The sequence below is a fragment of the Stenotrophomonas sp. YJH_SMC_48-3 genome (assembly GCF_059369375.1).
Genome location: NZ_JCAFSQ010000002.1, coordinates 302339 through 329087, shown reverse-complemented (window position 1 = coordinate 329087; position 26749 = coordinate 302339). Strand labels below are relative to the sequence as shown.

The following is a 26749-nucleotide window of genomic DNA, read 5'->3' as shown; positions in this document are numbered from 1 at the left end:
ACCGATCTGAACCGTTTCCGGCTGGAAACGCTTCCCGCTGCAGGACTGTGACGGAGTATTCAGGCCACGGCCAGCCGGCGCCCCTGCGCCGGGCGCGGCCCGGAACCGGTTCCGGCTATAATTGGCGGTATTCCATTCCAGTCTGTGCCCGCTGCCGCAACGGGATGTTCCCGTGACGGGTCGGGTGCAGGGCCGCGCCTACGGAGACCTCATGTCGTCGCAATACATCTACACCATGAACCGCGTGTCCAAGGTGGTCCCGCCCAAGCGGCAGATCATCAAGGACATCTCGCTGTCCTTCTTCCCGGGTGCCAAGATCGGCCTGCTGGGCCTGAACGGCGCCGGCAAGTCCACCGTGCTGAAGATCATGGCCGGCGTGGACACCGATTTCGAGGGCGAGGCCCGCCCGCAGCCGGGCATCAAGGTCGGCTACCTGGCGCAGGAACCGGAACTGGACCCGAACAAGACCGTGCGCGAGTCGGTCGAGGAAGGCGTGGGCGAAGTGCTGCAGGCGCAGGCTGCGCTGGAAGCGGTGTATGCCGCCTACGCCGAGGAAGGTGCCGACTTCGACGCGCTGGCCAAGGAGCAGGAGCGCCTGGAGGCGATCCTGGCCGCCGGTGATGCGCATACCCTGGAAAACCAGCTGGACGTGGCCGCCGATGCGCTCCGCCTGCCGCCGTGGGATGCCAAGATCGCCAACCTGTCCGGTGGTGAAAAGCGCCGCGTGGCGCTGTGCCGCCTGCTGCTGCAGAAGCCGGACATGCTGCTGCTGGACGAACCGACCAACCACCTCGACGCCGAGTCGGTGGAATGGCTGGAACAGTTCCTGGCGCGCTACACCGGCACCGTGGTGGCCGTTACCCACGATCGCTACTTCCTGGACAACGCCGCCGAGTGGATCCTGGAACTGGACCGCGGCCGCGGCATTCCGTGGAAGGGCAACTACACCGAATGGCTGGTGCAGAAGGATGAGCGCCTGAAGCAGGAAGAAAACCAGGAAAAGGCCCGCCAGAAGGCGATCCAGAAGGAACTGGAGTGGTCGCGCCAGAACGCCAAGGGCGGCCGTTCCAAGGGCAAGGCCCGTCTGGCCCGCCTGGAAGAGCTGCAGTCGCAGGATTACCAGAAGCGCAACGAGACCAACGAAATCTTCATTCCGCCGGGCGAGCGCCTGGGCAACATGGTGATGGAGTTCAAGAACGTCTCCAAGAAGTTCGGCGACCGCCTGCTGATCGACAACCTCTCGATGCTGATTCCGCCGGGCGCGATCGTCGGCATCATCGGCCCGAACGGCGCCGGCAAGTCGACCCTGTTCAAGATGATCACCGGCCAGGAAAAGCCGGATTCGGGCGAGATCGTGATCGGCCCGACCGTGCAGCTGTCCTACGTGGACCAGAGCCGCGACAAGCTGGAAGGCAACCACAACGTCTTCCAGGAAATCGCCGGCGGCCTGGACATCCTCAACATCAACGGCATCGAGATCCAGTCGCGCGCCTACATCGGCCGCTTCAACTTCAAGGGCCAGGACCAGCAGAAGATGGTCGGTTCGCTGTCTGGTGGTGAGCGTGGCCGCCTGCACATGGCCAAGACCCTGCTGCAGGGTGGCAATGTGCTGCTGCTGGACGAACCGTCCAACGACCTGGACATCGAAACGCTGCGTGCGCTGGAAGATGCGCTGCTGGAGTTCCCGGGCAACACCTTCGTGATTTCGCACGACCGCTGGTTCCTGGACCGCATCGCCACGCACATCATCGCTTTCGAAGGCGACTCGCACGTGGAGTTCTTCCAGGGCAACTACCGCGAGTACGAGGAAGACAAGAAGCGCCGCATGGGCGACGACGCTGCGCCGAAGCGCCTGCGCTTCAAGGCGCTGAAGTAAGGCAACCGGAAAGGCCGCGCTCGCGCGGCCTTTCTCCTTTCGGTAGGTCACCACCGTTGGTGGTGACGCTTCAAGGCGTACCGACCAACGGTCGGTACCCACCACCAACGGGTCGAGATTCCCCATGTCCCTGTTCGAGCGCCTGTTCCAGCTGCAGCAGCACGGCACCACCGTGCGCACCGAGCTGCTGGCCGGTGTCACCACCTTCCTGACGATGTCCTACATCGTCTTCGTGAACCCCGAGATCCTCGGCACCACTGGCATGGACGCCGGCGCGGTGTTCGTGGCCACCTGCCTGGCTGCTGCACTGGGTTCGGCGGTGATGGCGCTGGCCGCCAACTTCCCGGTCGGCATGGCACCGGGCATGGGCCTGAACGCGTTCTTCGCCTTCACCGTGGTTGGTGCTGCCGGCCTGCCGTGGCAGCAGGCGCTGGCGGCGGTGTTCATCTCCGGCCTGGTGTTCCTGGTGCTGTCACTGACCGGCGTTCGGGCATGGCTGGTATCGGGCATTCCTTCGTCGCTGCGCTCGGCCATCGTGGCCGGCATCGGCCTGTTCCTGGCGATCATCGCGCTGCAGAAATCCGGCGTGATTGTCGGCAATGAAGATACGCTGGTGGCACTGGGACCGTTGAACACGGCGCCGCCGCTGCTGGCACTGGCCGGCTTCCTGCTGATCGCGGTGCTGGAAGCGCGCCGCGTGCGTGGTGCGATCCTGATCGGCATCCTGGCGGTGACCGGCGCCGGCTGGGCATTGGGCGATGTGCAGTACCAGGGCCTGGTTTCGCTGCCGCCGAGCCTGGCGCCGACCTTCCTGCAGCTGGACCTGCCGGGCCTGCTGCACCACGACGGTGGTGCGCCGATCGCCGTATTGCTGCAGGTGGTACTGGTGTTCGTGCTGGTGGAAGTGTTCGATGCCACCGGCACGTTGTACGGCGTGGTCGGTCGCGCCGGCCTGCTGAAGCTGCCCGGCGCGCAGAAGCGTTTCGGCCGCGCGCTGCTGGCCGACAGCACCGCCATCGTGGCCGGTTCGGTGCTCGGCACCAGCAGCACCACGGCCTTTGCCGAAAGCGCCTCGGGCGTGCAGGTGGGCGGCCGCACCGGCCTGACCGCATTGGTGGTGTCGGCACTGTTCCTGGCCGCGCTGCTGTTCTCGCCGCTGGCGTCGATGGTGCCCAGCTATGCCACCGCGCCGGCGCTGCTGTTCGTGGCCGGCCTGATGCTGCGCGAACTGGTGGAGGTGGACTGGAGCGACCTGACCGAATCGGTGCCGGCCGCGCTGTGTGCGCTGGCAATGCCGTTCACCTACTCCATTGCCAACGGCCTGGCCTTCGGCTTCATCGCCTATGCCGCGCTGAAGGCGGGCACCGGCCGCTGGCGCGAAGTGCATCCGGCGGTGTGGCTGGTGGCGGTGCTGTTCACCCTGCGCTACGCGCTGGAATGATGCCTGGCTGAGGGTCGGTCGGAGCCCACTGCGCTGCGTAGGTACCTGACCCCGCAGCGCTGCAGCTACCAGCGCGGCTGTAGGCGGCCGTCGGTGGCGAAGCGCCAGCGTCCTTCGGCCCAACCCACGCCGAACAGGGCCAGCATCTGCGAGTAATAGGCCGGTGCATCGGCGCGTTGCTGCTCGGCGCTGGGCAGGCTGGCCCGCAGCGACTGCGCGCGCTCCGCTTCGCCCTGCGCGATCAGATAGGGCAGCAGGGCCGCGCGGAATCCGTAGTTGCCTTCGCCCTGCCCCTGGCCACTGCGGGTGTCGATCTTTTCCCACATCGGTGCACCACTGCGCAGGCGCTGCAGCGGTCCGGACAGCGCCGCCAGCTGCGCGCGGAACAACGGATCGCGCGATGCGGTCATGCCTGCCCAGGTGTAGCAGCGGATGGCGTCGTAGCCGCCGACCGCACCGCGCACCGGATCGACGACGAAGCGATCGCCTTTCCACGCCGCCCAGTCCGGTGCGAACCCGTGCGGGCTGCTCTGCTGCAGCAACTGCACGCTGTTGCGCGCCAGCGCCTGCCACGGCCCGCTGCGATCCTCCGCCGCAAAGCGGCGCAGCAGCGGCAGTGGCAGATAGCTGGGGTTGACCCGCGTGGCGTCCCCTTCAATGAACCCCTGTGGGCCTGGCAACAGCATTGGGCCGAGCCCGGGCAGATCCACGATCTCGCGCGCCCGCACCTGCACCAGCATGCCCTCCGCGATGGCCTTCAGCGCCGGACGGCGCCACAGCCGCGCGCCTTCCAGCAGCGCGTAGGCCAGCCAGAGATCGGAGTCCGAGGCCGGGTTGTCGTCCAGCACCCGCCAGGCGCCGGCGTCATCGCGTCCCCACAGCCAGGCCGGCAGGCGCTTGCCCATGTCGCCACCGGCAAGGTTGTCCTGGGTCCAGCCCAGGATGCGGTCGAACAGCGCCTGGTCGTTGTCGACCAGGGCGAAGAACAAGGCATAGGACTGGCCTTCGGAGGTGCTGCGCTGATCGTCCTGGCTGCGATCGATCATGCGCCCGTCGCGGCTCAGGCTGCTGTCGAGCAGTACCTGCCACGCCGGCCAGCGCGCGTCGGGCGCGGCCTGCACACGGCACACGCCGAGCAGCGGCAGCGTGGCGACCGCCTGCAGCAGGCGCCGTCGCCGCAGGTCAGCGGAATTCGCCATACGGCACCAGTGGTGATACGGGCAGCGGCAGGTTTCCCTGCCAGGGCTTGAAGGTGTAGCGCAGGTAGAGCTGGAACGAATTCGGCGAGAAATCGCGGCTGCGCTGGAGGGTGCCGGCAGCGCCCAGCACGAAGTGGTCGCCGAGGCGGCGCTCCACCGCGCCGTACAGGCGGTACCCGGTGCCCGTGCTGCTGCTGTCACCGGTGTACAGGCCGGCCTCGTCCAGCCGCAGCGGGCCGTACTGCGGCTCAAGCTGTGCAATCACGCGCTCGATCAAGGCCTGGTCGGGGAAACGGCTGATCGACGAGGTACGCGCACTGGACACACTGACCGAGCCATCCAGGCGCACCGACCACACGTCGTTGCGCCAGGCAAAGCTGACCGGCAGGCTCAGCGATGCATAGCGCTGCGGGCTGTAGTAGCCGCCCTGGCCCAGCGAGTAGCCGCCCAGGTCCTTCTGGTAGCGCCAGTACATCGCGGTGGTACCCACATCCAGCCGCATGTCGGGGCGCTGGATCAGCTTGTGGTACCAGCCCACCATCGCGCGTGCGCGGGTGTTGTCGACCACGTTGTGCCCGGTCAGCCGATGCCAGCTCCAGTTCGACCACACGCCATCGCGGCCGCCCTGGTCGTAGCCGAGGCTGAAGGTCACGCCGTTGGCGGTGACGCCGCCCCAGCTGATGCCGCTGCGCGGATCAACCGCACCGGCCTGCGACAGCAGCGAATTGGTCATCGGCCGCCGCGACAGCGTGGCGCCCCAGCCGAAGCGCCCGAGGTCGCCATTGAGGGTGACACCGCCAAGCCAGTTGCCGACCACGTAGTTGGACGGGGTGTGGCCGATATCGACGTTCCAGCGGTCATCCAGGGTGCGCCAGCCGACGGCGAAGCCGGCACCGGAGGTGCGCCGCTGGTGCACGAAGCGGGTGCAGCCCGGTGCGCGCAGGCGGCTGTCGTCGGCCTGCAGCAGATCCAGGTCACAGCTGCCGAAATCCTCGTCGTAGGCGCCGCTCTCATCGGTCTGGAAGCGGCCCGCATCGAAGCTGACCTGCTCGATGCGCGCCCAGCCCAGGCCACCGGCGAATGGCGCGTCCAGATGCGCGATGCGGGTATCGCGCGACAGCCGCGAAATGCCCGGCGTGCCATCGCTGCGGCGACCGGTGTCCTGCATCACCGTCAGGGTGGGATTCTCCTGCTGGTACAGGGTTTCCACATCGCTGCGCAGGCTGCGCCGCAACCAGTCATCGCCGGCTGTCTCGCGGCTGGCCAGGGTCAACGCGCGGTTGTCGCGCGGCGTGACCTGGCCGGGAGCCAACAGGCCGTTGTCGGCCATCGCCTGCGCGTACATGTCCAGCGCCTGCTGCGGATCATCGCGGCGCACCAGCCGTGCCGCATCACGCCAGGACTGTGCGTCTGGCCCGGCCTTGCGCGCAAGCAACGCGCGCAGGATCGCCAGGGCCTTCGTGTCCTCGCGCAGGTCGGTCCAGATGGTGGCGAGCTGACGCTGCTGGCCGATCTCGTCATCGTCCACTGCCGGCGGTGCGTCGTGCATCTGGCGGCGTGCGCTGGCCAGATCGCCGGTGCCAATCCAGGCCTGGACCTGGCCCAGCTGCGCATCCACATTGTCCGGCTGTGCGGCAAGCACGCGCTGGTAGTAGTGCAGCGCCTGCACGTGATCGCCGCGCAGGCGCGCCCACTCGGCCATCAGCAGATCATTGTCGGTGCTGGGCGGTTGCTGCTGCAGCAGCGCGATGGCTTCGGCCTCCCTGCCCTGCGCACGCAGATCCCACAGATGATCGACCAGCTGCTGCCGCTGCAGGCGCGCCGACAGCGCGCGGATGTCATCGTTCCACTTCGCCTGCGGCAGCGCGTCGAGTACCGCCAGCGCTTGCGGCAGCCGATCGGATGCCGACAGGTAGAGCGCCTGCGCGTAGCGCGCTTCGGCGCTGTCGTTATGCGTGGCCATGTCGGCCACCGCCGCGTCGGCCTCGTCCTGCCGGCCAGCGGCGCGCAGCTCGTTGGCCAGCGCGTAGGCCAGCCATGCATCGCCCGGCAGTTCGCCGTGCAGCTTCTGTCCCAGCATGATCGCGGTGGTCGCATCACCGGCAGCCAGCGCCTGCTCGCGACGCTCACGCAGGCGGCTGATCTGGAGCTGGCGCAGGTCTTCGGCATACAACCTGCGTTGCGCAGCGGGCAGTGCGTTGATGAAGGCTTCCAGCCGCTGCGGGTCGGTGCGGCCGTACAGCTGCACCAGCTTGCGGATCACGTTGGCATCGTTGGGCGCCATCCGCCGCGCAACCTGCAGCTGGCGTTCGGCTGCGGCGTCGTCACCGCGGGCCACGGCCACGTCGACCAGGCCCAGTGCAGCATTGACGTCGCGGGGCTGCTGGCGATGCGCCTGCGCATAGAGGCGCTCGGCCTCGTCCAGCCGGCCGGCCGCCAGCGCCGCATCGGCCTGGTCCAGCTGCAGCCAGTAGCGGGTGCTGGCGATCAGGTCGCGCCACTTGTCGTTGCTGTCGCCGGCCGGGGTGGCCTGCACCGCACGCTGGAAATAGCTGATGGCCTGCTCGCGGCGGCCCTGGCGCATCAGCGCCATGCCCAGCCCCCCCAACAGGTCGGGCTCGCGCGGATAGCCGCGCAACGCCTGCAGGAAAGCGCGCTCGGCCTCTGCATTGCGGCCTGCGTCGAGCAGCTGCTGGCCGCGCAGGCCGGCGCGCCACGCCGGGTCGCTGACCCGCTTGTGCTGGTCGGTGTAGCGCTCGCGCACCAACGCGATGTCGGCAAACGCTGGGTTGCGGGTGATGAAGTCCTGCAGCCGGCGCACGCTGCGGTCGTCGGCCGGCTGATCCTTCAGGTAGGCCCATTCGGCGTCCGCCGCCATGCCGCGGGCCTCCGGATTACGCCCCATGCGCTGCAGCGCGGCGAGCGCCTCTGCATCGCGGCCGGCAGCGAACAGCATCTGCGACAGCGCCTGCAGCAATGGCACATTGCCCGGATAACTGCGGTCCAGTTCGCCCAGCGCACGGATCGCCTGTGCACGCCCATCCGGCTGGCCGCCGCGCAGGCGCCAGTACTCCAGGCCCAGCTGCAGGCCGGGTGGATCATCGTTGAACAGGCGGCGGTAGATCGCCAGCGCTTCGGCGCTGCGACCACCGGCAGCGAACAGGCGCGCCTGCTGCAGATCCTGCTGCAGATCACCGCGGTAGGCCCTCCAGAGGCGTTCGCCGGCGGCCAGTTCACGGGTACCTGTACCGATCTCGCGCAGGCGCTTCAGGGTCGCCTCGGCATCCTGCAGCTTCTGTTGCGAGAGCTGCACTTCCAGGATCGCCACCAAGGTGCCGCGATCATCCGGTGCCAGCATGCGCAGCCGCGCCAGGGCGTCTTCGATCAGACTCTGGCGACCGGTGGCCTCACCGATGCGCACCTGCTGCAACAGCCACTGGCGCTGCTCGGCGACGGTTCCGCCCGGCGTATCGGGCAAGGCCTGCGCCGCGCAGGGCCCGGCACCGGCCAGTCCCAACAGGACGAGGCCGGACGCGGTGACCAGCGGATGCCGCGTACGTGCCATCAGTGCCCCGGGTCCAGGCGCTTGGCCGCGACCCAGCGCAGCGCGCGCCACAGCAGGAAGGCGACCATCAGCACCACCAGCGTGGCCAGCACCGCCAGCAGCGCCGGGTGGTCGGCCAGGTGGTACCACAGCAGCAGCCACCACGGCAGCGCGCCAACGTAGTAGTGATCACCGACGAACTGGCTGTGAATGCCCGAGGTACGCAGGATCGCCACCGAGCCGGCGATGGCTTCGCGCTTGCCGGTATCGCTGAGTGCATCGTGGAGCAGGCCGTAGTCGGCGGCATTGCTGGCGGCCAGCGAAACGATGCTGCGCTGCGCATGCGTCGGTGACTGCATGCCGATGATCGCGGCAAACGGTGCCTGCGCGCTCACTGCCACTTCGGTCACCGCTGGATCGCCATCGCGGCTGCCACGGCGGGCCTGTTCCATCGCCTGCTGCGGCGACGGAGACTGGCCATTGAGCAGGCGCGTGCGCTGGTCGTCGATCAGCAGCGACAGCTGCTGGCTACCGCGCAGTTCGGCCGGCAGGGCACCCAGCATCAGCAGGTCCGCATCCAGCGCGCTGGCCTGCTTCCAGTCATCGGACAGGCGCAGCCCATAGGCCGGATAGCCGCTCTGCACGCCCAGCCCACCGATCAGGTTCAGCAGCAGGCTGACCTGTGCCTCGTTGGCTTGGGGCGGCACCAGCACGACAGTCTCCGACAGATCGGCCATGCGGGTGAAGGGGAATCCACTGAGCGCGAACGCGGACAGGTCCGGCAGGCCCATGTAGTGATGGAATCCGGAGAAGTCGATGGTCGAGTCGTCTTCGATCGCTGCCTGCAGGTTGGGCGGCAGCACGGTCTGGCAATGATCGCGCTGCGCACTGCCCATCACGCTGGCAAAGTTGAAATCGAAACGCAGCTGGTTGCGGTCGCCCAGTTTGAGCGCCGGAATCAGCAGGCGACCGTCATCGGCACCGGCATCGCCAGCCAGCACCGGCAGGCGGATTTCCTCCAGGCCCTGCTTGCCGTTGCGGCGCACCAGCGGGAAGCTGGAGATGAACTGGTCGTTGATCGCCACGCCCAGCCGCGACTCATCGCTGCCAAACGGCGGCGTGTAGCGGTAGCGCAGGTTCAGCGGAATACCCTGGTTGCGCCAGATGAACAGATCCGGCGGCAGGTTGAGGTTGACCGTGATCGGCTGCGGCGACACGCCGTTGGCGTGCAGTTGTTGCGGATAGTCGAGCAGTTCAGCCAAGCGGACGGCGCGGTCGGTGCGTACCCAGTTCGGTGCGTCGTACGGCTTGCGCGGGGCCAGTGGCTTGACCTCATCGACACTGACCTGGCGGCCGCGGAACAGCACGTTGCCGGCCGCCATCGCAGCCACGGCCTTCTGCAGGTCGTCATCGTTGCGGCCCAGCACCAGCAGCAGCTTCCGCTGCGGATCCTCCGGCAGCGACATCAGTTCGATCATCGGGCCGTTCACCGGGGCATGGTTGGCGATCACCGGCGGGAACCTGCCGTTGACCGCCAGCACCACCGCGTGGCCCTTGTCCGGCAACGTGCCGAAGCTGACCGGGAAACGTGCCTGGCGCCACCAGCCGGACAGGCTGCCGAAGTACGAGGACATCACCGCCGCCGCCCGCTGCTGTGCCAGGCTCGGCGCAGCGGCGAACACCACTGGCAGTTCCAGCCGTGCTGTATCACGCGGATCGAAGAACGGCAGCGGGAAGTTGGCCAGGTCGTCCTGCATCGCCAGCGGCTGGCCGCCCAGGCGCAGCGTGCTGTTGCTCGAGAGATTGACCCACAGCGAGCTGTGCGTCGGCTCTTCGCAGATGTCGGTGTAGTGGCCGACGAACTCCAGGCGGACCTGGTTGAAATCAGCAATCAGGCGCGCGTCCAGCGGTAGCTTGGCCTGCACCGGGCGGCCCAGCTGCTCGTTGCTGATCGGCACCACGCCCATCATCGCGTCGTTGAGATAGACCCGCAGGTGCGACAGGGTCGGCAGCAGCGACGGTGAAGGCGTGAAGCTCAGATCCAGCTCGGCATCGCGGACCAGGCGGTCACGGCGGACCTGGAACTCGAAGGTGGTGGCATTGCGCACGCCCGACAGCAGCGTGTCCTGGCGGCGCCCCAGCTGCGCGAAGGTGTTCTGCCGCTGCCAGGGCCAGGCGCTGCCCGCCCAGGTCTGCGCCAGCGCGGGCTCGGTACCGGTGGCAGGCGTGGTGGCTGGCGCGGCCGGCACCCCCGGCGCCGGCGGAGCGGCAGGCGCGGTAGTGGGAGGGACAACCGGCGCCGGGGCAGGCGCGCTGTTGCCTGACGCCACGGGCAGGGCCAGCAGGGGCAGCAGCAGCCAACGCAGAGAGGACGGACGGGTCATGGACGAAGCCCTGGATCAGCGGCTGGGTCAGCCGGGTGGGAAGGAAGCGGACGTTGCGGAGCAAAACTGGCCAGCCATCGCAGCAGGCGACGGTTCCAATGTGCGGGGCGGTCGAGGTCGAACGGTGCGAAATCACCCATCCGCCGGTAGCCGCGCCAGCCCAGGACCAGCACGCTCCACAGGCTGCGCGGCAGGCTCTTGGGCTGGTAACCGGCGTGCCAGTCAAGCCAGGCATCGGCGCGGGCGAAGGTGCATTGGGCGAACTCGACGCGCTGGCGCTCGTCCTCGAACAGCAGCAGCAGGCCCAGTCGCTGGCCGACCGTGCGTTGCACGCGCGCCGGGAATGCGAACTCGCGGCGACCCCGCCCCAGCAGCACCTGCACGCGCTGGCCTTCGGCCAGCTGTGCGTCTTCGCCGAGTTCGACGCCCACGCCATCGTTGGAGTAATCCTGCAGCACGCCGCGCAGGCGGCGGCCATCGGGCACCTGCAGCGCCATCGGCAGACGGGTGGTGACGCGATGCGTGCGTCGCACCTGCTGCACTTCGGCCGCCACCGCCAGCGCACCGCCGATGATCAGCAGGTTGTACAGCACCCACAGCGAACTCACGATCACCGTGCCACGTTCGTCAAGTGGGCCGTGCACGAAGCGCCACACGGCAAAGCACAGGCCCAGCACGTTCAGCAGCGCCAGCACCAGGTAGGGCTGCGCCACGCGCCAGTCGAAACGATCGCCGGCCTGGGTACCGCCCTTGTCGGTGACGTTGAACTTGCCGCGGCCCGGACTGAACAGCGCCACGGTGGTGGGCCGTGCGATGTACCAGGCCAGCACCGTCTCGTACACCTCACCCCAGAACGGACGCCGGTACTTGCCCTGGATGCGTGCGTTGGTCAGGCTGGCGTGGGCCATGTGCGGTACCACGAACAACAGGATGGCCAGCGCCGGTGCGTAGATGATGTACACATGCAGCAGCAGGAACGCCAGCGGCGCAGTGAGGAACACCAGGCGCGGAATGCCAGCCAGGAAATGCAGCATCGCGTTGGCATAGCAGAAGCGCTGGAACAGGCTCAGGCCCTTGCCCAGCAACGGGTTGTCGATGCGGAAGATCTGCACCATGCCACGCGCCCAGCGGATGCGCTGGTTGACGTGCGCGCCGAGGCTGTCGGTGGCCAGGCCGGCCGCCTGCGGAATGCGCAGGTAGGCCGAGTTCCAGCCCTTGCGGTGCAGCCGCAGCGCGGTGTGCGCATCCTCGGTGACGGTCTCGGTGGCAAACCCGCCGATGGCATCGATGGCTTCGCGCCGCAGCACCGCGCAGGAGCCGCAGAAGAACGCCGCGTTCCACAGGTCGTTGCCGTCCTGCACCAGGCCGTAGAACAGCTCGCCTTCGTTGGGATCGCTGCGGAACACCTGCAGGTTGCGTTCGAATGGATCGGCCGAGAAGAAGTGGTGCGGGGTCTGCACCAGCGCCAGTTTGGGATCGCGCAGGAACCAGCCGCAGGTGATCTGCAGGAACGACCGCACCGGCAGGTGGTCGCTGTCGAAGATGGCCACCAGCTCGCCATCGATCAGGGTCAACGCATGGTTGAGGTTGCCGGCCTTGGCATGGCGGTTGTCGGCACGGGTGATGTAGTTGACCCCGGTGCGCTCGGCGAATGCGCGGAATTCTTCGCGCTTGCCATCATCAAGGATGTGGAGGCGCAGCTTGTCGGCCGGCCAGTCCAGGCCCATCGCCGCGTACACGGTGTGCCGCACCAGCGCCAGGTCTTCGTTGTAGGTGGGGATCAGCACATCCACCGTCGGCCACTGGCGGATATCGGCCGGCAACGGCGCCGGGCGGCGCCGCAGCGGCCAGGCCACCTGCACGTAACCGAGCATCAGTACGAGCCACGAGTAGGTTTCCGCCGCCAGCAGCACCACGCCACAGACCAGGTCGAAGGTGCTGTTCCAGTTCAACGTGGCCGTATAGCGCCACCACAGGTACCGGCAGGACACGGTGATCGACAGCACGACCAGTACCAGCGTCGCATAGCGCCCCTGCATGCGCCGCACCAGCAGCGCGATGGCCCACAGCAGCACCACGAACACGAACTGCGCCAGATAGGTGAACGGCTGGGTGATGCACAGCGCCGCCAGCCCCAGCGTGGCCAACCCGACCAGCAGGGTCAGCAGGTGCCGCGAACGCGGCGACAGGCTGCCCATCTTCCGGCCGAACCACGCCGCCACGCGGCTGTTCCAGAATTCACTGGGTGCATCGCGCATGGCGCGCAGGTAGCGCAGGCGGCCGCGACCGGCCGCACCGCGCAGTTCGGCAATGCGTTCGCGACGGGCCCGGGCCAACCGTTGCCGCCTCAGCGAGGGCTGCGGTACCAACCGCACCACCGACAGCCACATGGCCTGGATCAACAACCGCAGTGGATCGCCCGGGCGCCAGCGGCGGTCACCCTGGATCTGCGGGAAGGCGTTGCGCAGGCGCGGGGCCTGTGCCTGCCATGCCGGCCCTTCCAGGCGCAGGAACGCCCAGCCCACGCACTGCAGCAGCCACAGCAGCGAGCGGGTTGGCCAAGGCGCATGCACGCGTTCGCGCAGGCGCCCCCAGTCCAGGTAGTAGACGCGGGCGCCCATCAGCGTGTCCCCGCAACGGGCTGGCGCCGTGCGGCCTCGGCCAGGCACCACAACACCAGGCCATCGACATCGGCAGCGGCCAGCGAATCGGTCGCATAGCGCCCCAGTGGCTGCTTGCTGGCCAGCGCGGAGGGCACCCGCGCATCCTCGTGCAGCGGCTGCGGCACCAGCCGCGGGCCGTGCGCGTGAAGCCACAGCTGCATCAGATCGCGCTGCACCGGGATGACCGGGTCATAGCGGTTGGCCAGCAACAGGCGTGTGTCCTCCGGCTGCCGCTGCAGGAACACGTGGCTGACCGGATCGACACAGGCCAGGCGCAGCGGCAGCGTGCAGCGCACGTGCTGGTTGATGGCCGCTGCATGCGCCGGCAGGCGCTGCGGCAGGTCGAACAGGATCCAGTCGAACTGGGTCTCCAGCAGCGGAATGCGTTCGGCCCAGGTGCCCGGTGCCTGTTGCAGCTGCTGTTCGATGCGCATTGCGGCCTCGCTATCGACGCGACCATAGGGCAGCACCGCAAGTCCTGCTGCAACAGCGTAGGCGGCATCACGCCAGTCCGTGCCGTCCAGCTGCGCGCGCCCCCAACCGTTGTCCACGTCGGCAGGCAGCCCCAGGTGCAGGCCGAGCATCTGGTCCGGACTGCATTCGACCAGCAGGACGCGCTGGCCCTGCGCGTGCAAGCCCTGGCCGAGTGCGGCCAGCACCGTGGTGACACCGGTTCCGCCATGGATGCCCTGCAGCGACAGCACGGTGCTCATCGGCGCGGCTGCAGTTCGGCCAGCAACGGCCAGCGCGCCAGCGCCTGGGCACGCTCATGCTGGGCAGAGAAGTCCACGTAGGGCAGCCCCGGCATGCCCAGGCTGCGGCGCAGCAGGTCGATATCGTCCTCCTCCACGGACAGCGTGACCGGTACGGCAAGGATGTCGGCAGGCATCAGCGTGCCTCCTCGGGGTAGGGGCTCCAGGCCTGGCTGCCCTGCAGCTGCAGCCAGGGCTTGCCGGCGTACTCGATGACCTTGGCGCCTTCGTTTTCCGACACCGACGGTGTCTGCGGCAGCCCCTTCAGCAGGCTGTCCCAGTTGCGCTCGCTCGGCGGCGACTGGGCGTTGAGCGCGTACACGCGCGAAACCAGCTCGGACACGGCCAGGTAGCTGCTCGGTTCGGGGACATGACGCGGGCCGCCGGCCGCCGGCGCGCCCATGCCGATCAGCTTCACGCCCACCGGCACGTGGGTGATCGACGGGCTGGGAATCTCGCGCATGCCCGGAATCTGCATGCGGTCGCCATGCAGGGCCGCGCCATGCTCGGGTACCACCACGATCATTGCGCGGCGGCCACTCTTCTCCACCGCATCGACGAAACCGGCCATGTCGCCCAACACCATTTCCGCACGTGCCTTGTAGTCGGCGGCATTCGAACGGCCATCGGCGCCGACGATGCGGTTGCCATCGTGCAGCGAAATCGTGTTGTAGAACAGCGCCACCTGCTGGCTGGACCCGGCCAGCCGCTGTTTCCACCACGCCATCAGCACATCGCCATCGCGGCGCAGCGGCGACTTGTCGAACGCCACCAGCGCTTTAGGAAACGCGCTGATATCCATCGGCTGTGCCTGCAGCCCGCCGTACTGGTGCAGTTCACCGATGAAGTCGTCGAAGTGACCGTCGTGGTTCATCGCCAGCTCGCTCTGGAAGCCCAGACGCTGCAGGTTCGAGAACAGCTGGCACTCGGCCGGCACCGGATCGAACAGCCCGGTATGCGAGGTCTGGCCACAGCTGGCGCGCAGCAGGCGGATCGCCGCCGGGCCGCTGTAGGCGGTTGCCGAGTTGAAGTCGTCGAACACCACGTCCATGTGGTCGAGCAGATTGTTCTGGCGCAGCCCCACTTCATCCAGATCGCTCCATGCCAGCGAGCAGATGTTGAGGATGATGACGTCGAACGGCGCGCCGCTGCCCGGTGCCGGGAAGCTGGTCTTGAGGCTGGCCTGCTGCTGGTAGAAGCCTGCCAGCCATGCGTTGAGCGTCTCGTTGTTGGCCGGCGGCAGGCCGCCACCTGAAGTGCCTGCGACGCTGGTGGTGGCCGCGGTGGCGGTACCCTGCCCCCAGTTCCAACCCGCCGGCATCGGTATCGCCATCACAGCCAGGCCAAGCATGCCCAGCACGCTCAGAGTGGTGATGCGCAGCCACGGCTTGAGCAGTACGTAGGCCAGCACCAGCATCGCCAGTACCGCCACCATCTGCCAGTTGATGAAGCGCTGGGCCAGCTCGAGCCAGTAATCCGCCGAGAAGTCCAGCACGCCAGGTTGCACCAACAGGCGCCGGAACGGCGGCCACCAGGTGTCCTGGTAGTACAGCGCCACGCCCACCGGTACCGCAGCGACAGTACGCGCGATGCGTGCCCAGCGCCAGCGCAGTGGAACCAGCAGCGCGCCCAGGAACAGCAGGTTGGGCAGGATCTTCAGATCCAGCGCGCCCATCCAGGCCAGTACCACCTTGGACAGGAAATACAGGTTCCAGCCGCGCAGGTCGGCCCAGGCGAAGGGCGATGCGGGAGCCACCTGCGGACTCATGCAGCCCCCCGCGGCGCACGCAGGCGTACACCGGCGCGGCGCAGGTGGCGAGGGGGCAGCCAGCGCGCGGCACGGCGGCGCAGCGCACGCCACAGCGTACCGAGCATGGCACCGAAGGGAATCATCACGAGCGCACAGGCGACGATCAGGGTCCAGAGTTGCTGGTCGGTGGTCATGCGCGATCTCCCAGTCGCAGCGGCTTCGGGACAGTGAAAACAGGCGCCTCCAGCGCCGGGGCCACCGGCGGCAGCACGGCGGGGGCTTCGGGCAGGACCTCGGCCTCCGGATCGCTGCTGCCGGCGTTCATCGCTGCAATGTCGTATTCGGCCAGACGCTGGTAGCCATCGAACAGCTCCCGCCAGGGCAGGCGGAACAGATTGCCCAGGGCCTGTTCGACCGCATCACGCCGGCACCCGAACAGGAACAGGCGCACCTGCCCGCGGTAGACACAGGCCAGATCGCCCTGGCGGCGGATGCGCAGCTGCTGCAACGTCTGCTCGGCGCGCAGGCCGGCCACCGGCTGCAACGCCAGCACGGCGCTTTCCACCGCGCTGCCGTCCTGGTCGATGCGTTCGCCAGCGATCTGGCGGAAGCGTGCGGCGTTGACCAGGCCGCTTACCGGTGGCGGCCGATGCGCACGGATCAGCGGCTCCGGATCGTCAGCCAGCTGGCCCTGCCAACGCTGACGCTGCACGGTTTCCAGCAGGGTCAGCAGGCGCGGCAACGGCGTGGCTGACGGCACTACCAGGCTGCAGCCGCACTGCATCAGCAGCCGCTCATCAGCGTAGCGCAGGCAGGGCTGCAGCTCGCGCACCACCAGTTTCAGTGCATTGCCACGTTCCCGGCGCAGGCGGTGCAGCAGTCGGGCCAGTGCATCCACCTTGGCGTTCTCGTCGATGGCCAGCACTACGGTGGCCTCGCGCGCCTGCAGCGCGGCCGGCAACAATCCAGCCCAGCCGTCATACAGGTGCCAGGCTGCCGACAGTGGCGGCGCACCGTCCAGTACTTCGGTCTGGGCCAGGAAGACATCGCGATCACTGCCACTGGTGGCATCGACCCCAGTCCCGGCGGCATCGGCCTCGGCCAGATGGCGCAGCCCGCGGCTTTCCTGCTCGACGCCGAACGATCGCTGGGCCACCACGCCATGGCTGTTGGACCAGTAGTGCAGCAGCAGCTGCAGGGCACCACGATGCGGATGCAACTGGGCCACACCGGCGCAGCTCCGGTTCAATGACAACAGGCGCGGGGCCAGGGTCGCCACTTCGCCATGGCACAGCAACAGCAGCACCTGCTGCGCCTGCCCGGCCCAGTCCTGCAGCTGCTGGCACCAGCGCGCCAGCCGGGCATCATCCCAGCCGTCCAGCGCCGCCACCGGGAACTGCACCACGCTGAGCCGGGTGCGCACCGAGGCGGTGCGCGGCAGATCGGCGGTCAGCCCGCGCAGCGCCTGCTGCATGCCGTGATGCGACCGCTGGAACAGCCGCAGGCGGGCCGGCCCCTGATCGGCCGGCAGCAGCGTCAGCATCGATTCGGGCCCCCGCCCCAGCGTGACCAGCACGGCCTCATCCAGTGCGTCGGCCGTGGCCAGCACACCGGCACCGAGCAGATCCGTCGGCGCGCTGCCCGCGGCAACGACCCAATACAGGCCCCCGCTGCGCATCTCCACCAGTTCGGTGGGCAGTCCGGCAATGGCAAGGTGTGTTGCTGGCACGCCGGATCCTTTCATTGCCCCTCACCCAGGCCGACGGCCCGGCAGCGGGGGCGCTGCAGTGGAGAGGGGATCATTTCCATGACGCACATCACATTCATGTGTCTGTACGGCAATGATAGCCCTGATCTTCACGTCTGCGGGATCAAGACGCAGTCAACGCCCCCCCCCGCGGAGCGGGGGGGGAGGCTCCAAACTCAGCAATGGGAGACCTGCGCTACTCGTACTGGATGGTGAACGTCGCCTGCCCGTTGGCGGTGCCCGCACCGACGGTACCTGCCTGGGTCTGCACATAGCGCGCGCGCAACGGCAGCGCCATGACGCTGGTACCCGGCGCCGTAGTGCCGACGTTGATGGTCTGGCCGAAGCGCACTTCTCGCTCGGTGCTGCCGTCGCGCTGGACCATCTGGATGCCGATGCGCGTGGCGCTGTTGCTGGCCGCGCTGAGCTTGAGCACGCCCGGCATGTTCGAGCTGTCCTGGTCGGCGTCGAGGCGGATGCCGATCTTGCTCTGGTAGGCGGCCACGTTGCTGCCCTGGCAGTTCAGGCGGATCTCGAAATCGCGATCAGCGGCCTTGGAGCCGACACCGGTGAAGGTGGTGTTGGGCACGCTGCCGAAATCGACGGCGATGTTGCGGCTGCCGGCCTGCACTTCGCAGGTGGGGCTGACCACGGTGGTACCCGAGCCCTTGAACGTCGAGGTCAGCTCCGGACGGCCAGGACCGTCGCCGTCGAGATAGTAGGTGGTGAAGCGGCCGTTGGGCGCGATGATGCCCGAGCCCGTCTGCGCGGCGGTCTTGATCAGCTCCACGCGGAAGCGGCCACCATTGAGGGTCAACGTCCGGTTGCCCCCCAATTGCAGCGTGTGCGGGTAGTAGGTCTGGATGGTGCCCGAATCACGATAGACACGGATACCCACTCCCGCTACATCGGTCGCATAGACGTTGCTGAAACCCGGGACTGCGTTTTGCTGTGCGGCGTTGACGAAACGCCCGTTGGCACTACCGCCCCAACGATCGCAGTAACCGATGCTGTCGCGCTGGTTGATCGGCACGATCAACTCCTTGATCACACCACCGACGGGCAGGCTGGGCAGGATCACGATCTGCCCCATGTCCATCTGCACGTCCTGCGCGACAAAGCCCTGCTGGGTGATATAGCAGGTCGCCAACGCCGGGCTGGCCACGGCGATACCCCCCATCACGGCCATGGCGGCAAGCAGCGTGCGGCTGCGGGAAGAGATCATCGGCATGCTGCCTCCAGCGGGATGAAGCCGGTCTTGGACGCATCGGCGCCCGCCGGAACCTGGTAATCGATGGTGCAGCGCTGGTCTGCACCGGCGCCCCACTCCACCAGCAGGCGGCCCTGGCTCTTTTCACTGCGCACGTACAGGCGGCCGCCCTGGCTGACCATGCCCACCGGCTGGCCCTGCTCATCCTTGACCTGCGCACCGAACGGCATGCTGCGGCCATCGGCATTGCGTACCTGGATCAGCAGCGCATTGCCTTTGCGGGTATCGAAGCGCAGGTAGCTGATGGCACCGGCGAACGGCGCGATCGACTGGCTGGTGCTTTCCAGCTCGACGTCATGGGCCATGCCCTGCGGGTCGAGGGTGACGGTGTTGAGGCGGTACGGCGACACGTACGGGACCACCGCGTAGCCGCGGCCATCGACGCGCAGGCCCGGGGCGTTGCTGACGATCGCATCGCGCGCACCCGGCGCTTCCACCAGCACCATGGTGTCGCCCCGCTGCGGAGTGAAGGTGAAGCCGCCCGGATGCACGACCACGCTGCCGTTGGCACCGACCGAGGCCTGGCGGAAATCACGCGAGTGGCTGTAGGTCGCGTTCAACGCGGAGTAGCGGCTGCGGTACTCGGCGTTGCCGACCGCCGTGGTGCCACCCTCGCGGGAATCGGACAGCGCCACGCCGTAGCTGAAGTTGTTGTCGACGCCGGCCGACCCGGTGATGCCGACGCGGCTGTTGTCGTAGCCACCGCGATCGCGCATGCCCAGGTCGGCGCTGAACGATACCGGGTGAGTGCCACGGCCCAGCGGCACGCTCATCGACAGCAGGTACTGGGTGTCGGAACGGCCGAGCACGCCCTCTTCGGTGCGCAGCGCCGAGAAGCCGTAGTTCACCGAACGCCAGGCGTTGTTGTAGCCCATCTGGTACTGCTTGGAGGTGCCGGAACGGTCGTAGAAGTCACGCACCGAACCGGTCACGTACAGCGCGCCGCCGCGACGTCCCAGCGGCTGGTTCAGCGTTATCTGGAACTGGCTGCGCTGACGGCCACGGGTGGTCGGATCGATGCCGCGCGTGTCCGAGTCACGGCCGTACAGCGCATCCTGCAGGCTGTAGAAACCTTCGGTCGAATAGCGGTAGGCGGCCAGGGTCAGGTTGGTCCCGGTCTCGCCGATCATGTTGCTGTAGCTCAAGCGCACGCTGGCACCGGTGTGGTTGCCGTAGTGGTCGAACGTCGTACGTGCGTGGGTGACGTCGGCGGCGAACGCGCCAACCGGCGTGGACAGGCCGACGCCGTACAGCAGCGACAGGTAGCCGTCGCTCAGTGCACTGCCGCCGTACAGGGTCAACTGGTTGCCGATACCGCGCTGGTAGGTGCCCTGCACCAGCCACGGCTCATCGGCCAGCAGCTTGTTGCGCACCTGGCCGGCCGTCAGCGAGTAACGCGACACGCCTTCGCGCAGCATCTGCGGCACCGAGCCGAACGGCACCTTGAATTCGCGGCGGCGGCCATCGGCCTCGATCACGCTCACTTCCAGATCGCCGCCGTAGCCGGTCGGGTACAGGTCGTCGATGACGAAGCTGCCCGGCGACACGGTGGAGGAGTAGATCAGCTGCTCGTTCTGGCGCACTTCGATGCGCGCGTTGGTCTCGGCGATGCCGCGCACGACCGGCGCGTAACCGCGCAGCGAATCGGGCAGCATGCGGTCGTCGCTGGCCAGGCTGGCACCGCGGTAGCCGATCGAATCGAACAGTTCACCGGTGGTGTAGGCCTCACCGATGGTGAGCATGCCGCGCACCTGCGGGATGCCGCGTTGTGCGTAGGTGGCGATGCTCTGCCAATGGCGGCCGTCACCCTCGGACCAGGTCAGGTTGGAATCATGGCGGAACTGCCAGCCGCCCAGGTTCACGCCGGCGTTGAGGCCGAGGTAGGCGCTGCGGTTGCGCTGGCCACCTTCCACACGGCTGTTGCTGTCGATGGCGTTGAAGCTGTAGCCGACGAAGCCGGCATTGATGCCACGGTCCCACAGCGCCGGGTTGACGTAGCCGCGCGCCTCACGGCGCAGGAACACCTGCGGGATGCTGAGGTCGTAGCGCAGGTTGCCGCTGTCATAGACACCATAGGCATTGGCCATGCGCTGCTGGACCGGCACGCAGCTGGTCTTGTCGGTGGGCACGGACGGATCCTGCTGCAGCAGCACGGCCTCGCTGTCCACGCCCATTTCTTCCAGCATCGGCAGCGGCAGGCAGGCGTCGACACGGCCCTGCGCATCGGCCTTGAACTGCAGATCGCGACGGCCCTGCCAGGCACCGTTGACGTAGACGTCGACACGATAGTTGCCGGCCACCATCGGATTGCCGTTGCTGAAGGCCGCCAGGTCGACCTGCTTGGCCTGGCCAGACAGGAAGCTGGAGTTGAACTGGGCCGATTCCGGTGCACGCGCATTGGCCGCACCACTCTGCGCCATCAGCGCCTGTTCGCCGAGATTGGCCGGGGCAGCCAGCGCCCATCCTGGGCAGGCCACACCAGCAACCAACAGGCAAAGCGCCTGATGGATCGACAATGTCAATCTGTTTCCGATCACACTGACATTCCTTCAATTCGCCGCACAGCGGCGGTGGCGGGATGCGCAGGCCAGGGGCCGGCGCGGCGCGTTCAGCCCCCGGTGCTGCCGAGGCGGATGGTGTGTTCCACCCGGCCGCCGTAGTCGTTGATGGTGATGAAGCGGACCTGGTCGGTGCCCGCCGGTGCGGCGAACTCCAGGCTCTGCTTCGGCGCGACCATCGCGCCCTTGTCCTCGACGGCCTTTTCACTGCTGCCGGTCACGGCATGTACTTCGGCCAGAGTGACGTGGAAGGGGCTCGGGTTTTCCACCCGCAGGCGGTCGCCATTGCGGGTCCAGCGCAGCGCTGCCGGCGCGTCGTTGGCGACGCCCTTCAGGCCCTGCGGCCGGTAGAAAAGCTTCAGGCGCGAACGGAACGCGACCTGCAGGTAATTCTGTTCGCCGCTTTCGGCGTTGTCCGGGGACGGCGGCACATCCAGCACGTTGAGCCAGAACACCGACTCACGGTCGGTCGGCAGCTGCGCGCCGGAGAAGATCAGTCGCAGCGCCTGGCTGCGGCCCGGCTCGACACGCGCGATCGGCGGTGTAAGCACGAACGGGGCATCGCTGGTATCGGCGGTCTGGTTGGCATCGCCACTGTCGATCCAGGCCTGCACCAGCGCCGGCGAATCGCCCACGTTGTCGACCTGCACGGTGACTTCGCGCGCCTGCGCCGGATAGATCACCCGCGTGCCATTGACCACCACGCCGGCCAGTGCGTTCTGGCAGAAGGGCAGCGTGAACGCTGCCAGCAGCAGCGCCCGGGGAAAGAATGCTTTCATCGGAAGTACTACGCTCGAGGGGTGTGGCCAGCGGCCGCGGAACACCGGCCGGCGCGAACGCCGGCCAGTGGGGGCATGACTGCGATCAGTTGTAGATGATCGTGTACTTGACGCTGCTGGTGACGTCGCCCGGGGTGGCGGCGGCAGTGGCGTAGTACTCAGCGTAGTAGTTCAGGTCGGCCGAGCCGTCGGTGCCGACGGTGACCCACTGCGAGTTGGTCTGGGCCAGGCCAGCACCAGCCGCCTTGATCGGCAGGAACTGGTTGTTCGAGCCCAGCAGCTGCAGCTGCACGTTGGTGGCAGCGTTGGCCGAGGCCTGGTTGACCAGGCGGCCACTGTTGAAGTCGACGGTCGAACCCGGCTCGAAGTAGGTGGCGACGTTGCCGGCGCTGCACTTGGTCAGGTTGATGGCGAACGGGGTGCGGCCCGCAACGGCGCCGGCGGTGGCCAGGGTGTTCTTGGACACGGTCGGCAGCGTCACGGCGAAGTCCTTGCCGCCCGGGGTCGAGATGGTGCAGGTCTTGTCGGTCACCTTGCCATTGAAGGTGATGGTGCCGTCGGCGGCGTTGGCGGCCAGCGGAGCGGCGGCCAGCATCAGAGCGGCGATGATATTGATCTTGTGCATTCGCTTTTACCTAACCCTACTGAAGAGATGAGAAGTAGAGGAGGAAGCAAGGAGCACTGCCGGGCTAACAAGACCCATCCTTGCGTCTCACCTGTGGCCGGACTCGGACGTAGCTTTCCCTGAATCCGTGACGCAAGTATAGGTGCAAGTGTGATGAAAGTCTCATTATTTTTCTGAACGTCAATTCATTGACGCTGGAAATGTGACGTGATAGCCGAAATCAGGACCCACGGGGGTTCGGGAACCCGACGGTCGCCGGATCAGGTCAGAAGCGACCCTGGATGACGCTTCGGGTGGCGCGTTCGGCATGCACGGAAACAAACCTTTTCCCGGCGGAAATCGCCTTCTTTGATGCGCATCACTCTTTCTTGGTGATGGCCCTAGCAGATTCGGAATCGTCCTATTAAAGGCTGATCGAAGCTGTCGCTAACTAGGACACACCGAACCAGAGAACGTGTCATGAGGAATTCCATTCTGCTGTGCGTGGCCCTGATGTCCGTCAGTGCGCTGGCCCAGGCCAGCAGCGGCAGCATCCGTTTCAGTGGCCGCATCGCCGAGCCGGGCTGCACGACGAATCTGTCCCAGGGCGAGCTGAGCCTGGCCGCCTGCCCGCCGTCGGCCAAGGGCTCGACGGTGGAAGTGACGGCGCTGGCCAACGGCCAGGCCGCGACGCTGCGCGACGGCAAGCGCCACGGCCAGAAGCTGTCGGTGTCGGCCAGCGCGCTGCGCGCCGGCGATATCGCCTTCTCCGAGCGTTACAGCGTGCAGGCTTCGACGCAGCAGCCGCTGCAGGGCGCCTATCTGGTGGTGGTCGACTACCTGTAAGCCGGCACGCTTACGCCGGCGGCAGCTCGAACACCTGGCGCAGGTAGGCCAGGTAGCCCGGGTCGTCGCACATGCTCTTGCCTGGCGAATCGCTGAGCTTGGCCACCGGCTGGCCATTGCAGCGGACCATCTTGATGACGATGTTGAGCGGCGTTGGCCCCAGATCATTGGTCAGGTGGGTGCCAACGCCGAAGGCGACCTGGCAGCGACCACGGAAGTAGTCGTACAGGCGCATCACCTTGGCGATGTCGAGCCCATCGCTGAACACCAGCACCTTGGTGCGCGGATCCACCCGGCGCTGCTGGAAATGCGCCAGCATGCGGTCGCCCCAGTCGAACGGATCGCCCGAGTCGTGGCGGACACCGTCGAACAGCTTGCAGAAATACATGTCGAAATCGCGCAGGAACGCATCCAGGCCGACCACGTCGGACAGCGCGATGCCGAGGTCGCCGCGGTACTCGCGTGCCCACGATTCCAGTGCCGCCACCTGCGAATCACGCAGGCGCGGGCCAAGTGCCTGGAATGCCTGCAGGTACTCATGGGCCATGGTGCCGTGCGGGGTCATGCCGTACAGGCGGGCGAAGTGCACGTTGCTGGTGCCGACCAGTTGCGGGCCGAGCGCATCGCGCAGCAGCGGCAGCAGGCGCGCATGCCAGTCACGCGAATAACGGCGGCGGCTGCCGTAGTCGGCAATGCGGCACTGTTCGAAACCGGGAGTATCACGCAGCAGCGCGGCCTTGGCCTGCAGCCGACGCTCGCCCTCGGCAAAGTCGGCGGTGGTGGTGTTGCGGAACCAGACTTCGTTGATGATCGCCAGCAGCGGGACTTCGAACAGGATGGTATGCAGCCACGGGCCAGTGATGTCCAGTTCGATTTCGCCGGGCACGGCCGTCGACGCGCGCAGCTGGATGTACTTGCGGTCCAGATGGAACAAGCCGAGGAAATCGGCGAAGTCGGGCTTCACGAAGCGCAGGCCGCGCATGTAGTCCAGTTCCGCGTCGCTGAAACGCAGGCTGCACAGGTGGTCGATCTCTTCGTCGATCTGGTCGATGTAATGGGCCAGGTCGATGCCGGGCGTGCGGCACTTGAACCGGTACTGCACCTGGGCACCGGGGTGCTGGTGGAGCACCGCCTGCATCATGGTGAACTTGTACAGGTCGGTGTCGAGCAGGGACTGGATGATAGGCATGAGGCGGATTATGCGCCCGGACGGGTGAACCGGGGTGGCCGCGGGCACGCTCGGCTCTCCGCGTGGGTAGATCCGCGCCATGCGTGGATGCAGGTTCGGCCCTACAACGACCTGCGCAACAGGCGCGGTACCAGCATCAGGGCGTGCCCCCAGATCGCGGCCCACACCGCCACGCGCACCGGCAGCGAACGCTGCCTGGCCTCGAACTTCTGAAAGTAGCGCCACAGGCCCCTGTGCTTGTGCCATTCAACGAAGAACGGCCGCGATCGGCTCGAGACGCCACGTACATGGGTGACCTGCAGGTCGTTTGCAATCGCCACCACGGCCCCGGCTTCGCGTGCACGCCGGCACAGGTCCAGGTCTTCGGCGTGCAGACGATACCCGGCGTCCCAGCCTCCGATCCGGTCGAACAATGCACGCGGCATCATCAGCAGTGCGCCAGACAGTGCCGGCACCCGCTGCAGCACCTGCTGCGGGTCACGCGGCAGCGCCAGCTTCGAGCCCTTTCCCGGCGAGCGCAGCATCATCAGGAAATCCGGGTCGCGGCGGCGCACGGCTTCGTCGGCATGGCCCTGCTCGTCCACCTGCTCGACACCGAGCAGGCAATCGCCCAGTGCTTCCGCCCGGCTGCGCAGTGCGGCCAACGTCTCCGGCTCGACCATCAGGTCCGGGTTGATGAAGGCCAACCAGGGGCTGCGCGAATCGGCCACGCCCTGGTTGTTGGCAGCGGCGAAGCCGGGATTGTCCGGGTTGCCGACGAAACGCACGCGCGGATCGTGGCTGGCATGGCGCTGCACGATGTCCAGCGTGCCATCCATCGAGCCATTGTCGATCACCCGGATCTCGGCCACGTCCTGCGCCTGGCGCAGGCGCGAGAGGCAGGCATCGATGGTGCTGGCGCTCTGGTAGGTCACGACGATGGCGGCGATGGCAACATTCAAGCGAGTGACTCCGGCGCGGAAGGAACGAACAGGTCGCCCTGTTCCTTCGGCATTATCGCCTGCCGCATGCGCTGCTGCAGGTCGGCGCGCAGCCCGTGCAATGGATCGTGCATCAGGAAATCGGCCAGGCGCGGCACCCAGCCAGGCCAACGCGCAGCCAGCGCCTCAAGGTCGCCATCGCGGCTGGCCGCCTCGCCCGCCCGGCTCACAAAGGCGGTCTCGCACAGTACGTTGCGCCAGCCCAGGCCGGCCATGCGCAGGCTGAGGTCGACCAGGGCCGCGTTCCAGCCAGCGTAGCTGTCCACATCCAGGCCACCGGCGCGCCGGCGCGCATTGCCACGCACCAGAACCGCATGGGTGACCGCCGATGGCAGTTCCGGGTGCAGCGCCGGCAAGGCGGCGCAGGTCTGTGCCAGCAGCGCCGCATCTTCGGGCTCGGGATTGATCTCGCCCAACCGTGGCCACGCTGCGGTTTCGCCGGCATTGCACCACGGGGTTGCGGTCGCGATGGCGGCATCGCGGGCGAAGGCGTCCTGCAATTGTTGCAGCCAACCCGGCGCAGGCACGCTGTCCGGTGCCAGCACGGCCACGTCCAGGCCATCGCAGGCGCGCAGCATCTCGTCCAGATGGGCGACCTCGCCCAGTGGCCGCGCGCGCCGGGTGTACTCGGCCTGTAGTGGCGTATGTGCCAGCCAGTGTTCCACCACCGCCTGCGCACGCGGCCCGGTCTGCGCATCGTCGGCCAGCCAGACCGCGGTGCCCGGCGCGGTGCCCGCATCCAGTGCGGCCAGGCAGCGGTCGAGCGCGGCATCGTCCACGCACAGCGGCAACAACACGATCGCCCCCATCCCGCCTCCGTGGTTGTCGGTGGCCACAGCCTAGCACCGAGAGGGTATCGGCCGGGTTGCTCCCGGCACCCGCTTCAGGCCAGGGCAACAGCAACAGCCGAAGCAAGAGCTGGGTTCCTGGGGTTGGCGGGGTGGGTCCGGTTGCGGGGGACGCTGCAAGTACGTCCATGTAGGTCGGTCGCCGCATCCATGCGGCTCACGCCCCCACAACCGGACCCACCCCTCCGTCGACAGTTTTCCGCGACCTGCCTGCTCTTCTGTAGAGCCGAGCCGTGCTCGGCTCAGATCTCACAGATATCGAAATATTCGATTTCGATGGAGAGTCATCCACGCATGGCGTGGATCGTGTCGACCAAGG

General features: G+C 67.5%; 19 protein-coding genes. 3 read left to right on the top strand and 16 right to left on the bottom strand.

Going from position 1 to position 26749, the window contains the following annotated elements; translation table 11 throughout:
* Positions 1-211 precede the first annotated feature (211 nt).
* Both ettA and AC5P65_RS04315 read left to right on the top strand, forming a co-directional pair.
* Positions 212-1876, top strand: coding sequence for an energy-dependent translational throttle protein EttA (gene ettA / locus AC5P65_RS04320; protein ID WP_005415249.1), 1665 nt, complete (start codon positions 212-214; stop codon positions 1874-1876).
* Between the two features lie 124 nt (positions 1877-2000).
* Complete coding sequence (locus tag AC5P65_RS04315; RefSeq protein ID WP_019661030.1) at positions 2001-3317, top strand: NCS2 family permease; 1317 nt, start codon at positions 2001-2003, stop codon at positions 3315-3317.
* A gap of 65 nt (positions 3318-3382) precedes the next feature.
* On the opposite strand, the gene bcsZ is transcribed toward AC5P65_RS04315, so the two are convergent.
* From bcsZ to AC5P65_RS04250, 13 genes are all read right to left on the bottom strand, one after another.
* Positions 3383-4516: a cellulose synthase complex periplasmic endoglucanase BcsZ gene (gene bcsZ / locus AC5P65_RS04310; protein ID WP_021204333.1), complete on the bottom strand. Its 1134-nt coding sequence runs from the start codon at positions 4514-4516 to the stop codon at positions 3383-3385.
* Positions 4500-8081 (bottom strand): cellulose synthase complex outer membrane protein BcsC, encoded by a 3582-nt coding sequence (gene bcsC / locus AC5P65_RS04305; protein ID WP_111098851.1) that lies wholly within the window; start codon positions 8079-8081, stop codon positions 4500-4502. Before bcsC ends, bcsZ begins: the two co-directional genes overlap by 17 nt.
* Positions 8081-10444, bottom strand: coding sequence for a cellulose biosynthesis cyclic di-GMP-binding regulatory protein BcsB (gene bcsB, locus AC5P65_RS04300; protein ID WP_219634192.1), 2364 nt, complete (start codon positions 10442-10444; stop codon positions 8081-8083). Before bcsB ends, bcsC begins: the two co-directional genes overlap by 1 nt.
* Positions 10441-13065 carry a UDP-forming cellulose synthase catalytic subunit gene (gene bcsA, locus AC5P65_RS04295; protein WP_021204330.1) on the bottom strand — a complete coding sequence of 875 codons (2625 nt, stop codon included), beginning with the start codon at positions 13063-13065 and terminating at the stop codon, positions 10441-10443. The genes bcsB and bcsA overlap by 4 nt, the downstream gene beginning before the upstream one ends.
* A complete protein-coding gene (gene bcsQ, locus AC5P65_RS04290) occupies positions 13065-13820 on the bottom strand; it encodes a cellulose biosynthesis protein BcsQ (protein WP_021204329.1) in 756 nt (251 codons plus the stop codon). Before bcsQ ends, bcsA begins: the two co-directional genes overlap by 1 nt.
* The gene (gene bcsR, locus AC5P65_RS04285) at positions 13817-13996 is read right to left on the bottom strand and encodes a cellulose biosynthesis protein BcsR (RefSeq protein WP_495215443.1); all 180 of its coding nucleotides are present in this window, start codon (positions 13994-13996) and stop codon (positions 13817-13819) included. Before bcsR ends, bcsQ begins: the two co-directional genes overlap by 4 nt.
* Positions 13996-15627, bottom strand: a complete 1632-nt coding sequence (gene bcsG / locus AC5P65_RS04280) for a cellulose biosynthesis protein BcsG (protein ID WP_031270787.1) — start codon at positions 15625-15627, stop codon at positions 13996-13998. Before bcsG ends, bcsR begins: the two co-directional genes overlap by 1 nt.
* The gene (gene bcsF, locus AC5P65_RS04275) at positions 15624-15803 is read right to left on the bottom strand and encodes a cellulose biosynthesis protein BcsF (protein WP_019661022.1); all 180 of its coding nucleotides are present in this window, start codon (positions 15801-15803) and stop codon (positions 15624-15626) included. The genes bcsG and bcsF overlap by 4 nt, the downstream gene beginning before the upstream one ends.
* Complete coding sequence (locus AC5P65_RS04270; protein WP_111098852.1) at positions 15800-17338, bottom strand: BcsE family c-di-GMP-binding protein; 1539 nt, start codon at positions 17336-17338, stop codon at positions 15800-15802. The genes bcsF and AC5P65_RS04270 overlap by 4 nt, the downstream gene beginning before the upstream one ends.
* A 214-nt stretch (positions 17339-17552) precedes the next feature.
* Positions 17553-18587, bottom strand: a complete 1035-nt coding sequence (locus AC5P65_RS04265) for a fimbrial protein (RefSeq protein WP_021203174.1) — start codon at positions 18585-18587, stop codon at positions 17553-17555.
* Positions 18578-21142, bottom strand: a complete 2565-nt coding sequence (locus tag AC5P65_RS04260; RefSeq protein ID WP_111098853.1) for a fimbria/pilus outer membrane usher protein — start codon at positions 21140-21142, stop codon at positions 18578-18580. Before AC5P65_RS04260 ends, AC5P65_RS04265 begins: the two co-directional genes overlap by 10 nt.
* 92 nt (positions 21143-21234) lie before the next feature.
* The gene (locus AC5P65_RS04255; RefSeq protein ID WP_111098854.1) at positions 21235-21963 is read right to left on the bottom strand and encodes a fimbrial biogenesis chaperone; all 729 of its coding nucleotides are present in this window, start codon (positions 21961-21963) and stop codon (positions 21235-21237) included.
* Positions 21964-22048: 85 nt separating this feature from the next.
* Entirely contained in the window at positions 22049-22588 is a 540-nt protein-coding gene (locus AC5P65_RS04250) for a fimbrial protein (RefSeq protein ID WP_019661017.1), read from the bottom strand.
* Between the two features lie 459 nt (positions 22589-23047).
* On the opposite strand from AC5P65_RS04250, the gene AC5P65_RS04245 reads away from it, so the two are divergent.
* On the top strand, positions 23048-23413 hold the full coding sequence (locus AC5P65_RS04245; protein ID WP_111098855.1) for a hypothetical protein: 366 nt from the start codon (positions 23048-23050) through the stop codon (positions 23411-23413).
* Between the two features lie 10 nt (positions 23414-23423).
* Here the strand turns inward: AC5P65_RS04245 and pncB are convergent, their stop codons facing one another.
* The 3 genes from pncB to AC5P65_RS04230 all read right to left on the bottom strand — a co-directional run bounded on the left by pncB (position 23424) and on the right by AC5P65_RS04230 (position 26391).
* A complete protein-coding gene (pncB, locus tag AC5P65_RS04240) occupies positions 23424-24602 on the bottom strand; it encodes a nicotinate phosphoribosyltransferase (protein WP_021203170.1) in 1179 nt (392 codons plus the stop codon).
* A 101-nt stretch (positions 24603-24703) separates the two neighbouring features.
* On the bottom strand, positions 24704-25543 hold the full coding sequence (locus tag AC5P65_RS04235) for a glycosyltransferase family 2 protein (protein ID WP_019661014.1): 840 nt from the start codon (positions 25541-25543) through the stop codon (positions 24704-24706).
* The gene (locus tag AC5P65_RS04230) at positions 25540-26391 is read right to left on the bottom strand and encodes a glycosyltransferase family 2 protein (RefSeq protein ID WP_021203169.1); all 852 of its coding nucleotides are present in this window, start codon (positions 26389-26391) and stop codon (positions 25540-25542) included. Before AC5P65_RS04230 ends, AC5P65_RS04235 begins: the two co-directional genes overlap by 4 nt.
* Positions 26392-26749: the final 358 nt, after the last annotated feature.

What these genes read in the sequence shown, in the direction of transcription:
- AC5P65_RS04245 (WP_111098855.1), top strand. Translation starts at nt 23,048, where the DNA reads ATGAGGAATTCCATTCTGCTGTGCGTGGCCCTGATGTCCGTCAGTGCG.
- bcsZ (WP_021204333.1), bottom strand. Translation starts at nt 4,516, where the DNA reads ATGGCGAATTCCGCTGACCTGCGGCGACGGCGCCTGCTGCAGGCGGTC.
- AC5P65_RS04230 (WP_021203169.1), bottom strand. Translation starts at nt 26,391, where the DNA reads ATGGGGGCGATCGTGTTGTTGCCGCTGTGCGTGGACGATGCCGCGCTC.
- pncB (WP_021203170.1), bottom strand. Translation starts at nt 24,602, where the DNA reads ATGCCTATCATCCAGTCCCTGCTCGACACCGACCTGTACAAGTTCACC.
- AC5P65_RS04265 (WP_021203174.1), bottom strand. Translation starts at nt 18,587, where the DNA reads ATGCCGATGATCTCTTCCCGCAGCCGCACGCTGCTTGCCGCCATGGCC.
- bcsC (WP_111098851.1), bottom strand. Translation starts at nt 8,081, where the DNA reads ATGGCACGTACGCGGCATCCGCTGGTCACCGCGTCCGGCCTCGTCCTG.
- bcsB (WP_219634192.1), bottom strand. Translation starts at nt 10,444, where the DNA reads ATGACCCGTCCGTCCTCTCTGCGTTGGCTGCTGCTGCCCCTGCTGGCC.
- AC5P65_RS04250 (WP_019661017.1), bottom strand. Translation starts at nt 22,588, where the DNA reads ATGCACAAGATCAATATCATCGCCGCTCTGATGCTGGCCGCCGCTCCG.
- bcsF (WP_019661022.1), bottom strand. Translation starts at nt 15,803, where the DNA reads ATGACCACCGACCAGCAACTCTGGACCCTGATCGTCGCCTGTGCGCTC.
- bcsG (WP_031270787.1), bottom strand. Translation starts at nt 15,627, where the DNA reads ATGAGTCCGCAGGTGGCTCCCGCATCGCCCTTCGCCTGGGCCGACCTG.
- AC5P65_RS04315 (WP_019661030.1), top strand. Translation starts at nt 2,001, where the DNA reads ATGTCCCTGTTCGAGCGCCTGTTCCAGCTGCAGCAGCACGGCACCACC.
- bcsA (WP_021204330.1), bottom strand. Translation starts at nt 13,065, where the DNA reads ATGGGCGCCCGCGTCTACTACCTGGACTGGGGGCGCCTGCGCGAACGC.
- bcsQ (WP_021204329.1), bottom strand. Translation starts at nt 13,820, where the DNA reads ATGAGCACCGTGCTGTCGCTGCAGGGCATCCATGGCGGAACCGGTGTC.
- AC5P65_RS04255 (WP_111098854.1), bottom strand. Translation starts at nt 21,963, where the DNA reads ATGAAAGCATTCTTTCCCCGGGCGCTGCTGCTGGCAGCGTTCACGCTG.
- bcsR (WP_495215443.1), bottom strand. Translation starts at nt 13,996, where the DNA reads ATGCCTGCCGACATCCTTGCCGTACCGGTCACGCTGTCCGTGGAGGAG.
- ettA (WP_005415249.1), top strand. Translation starts at nt 212, where the DNA reads ATGTCGTCGCAATACATCTACACCATGAACCGCGTGTCCAAGGTGGTC.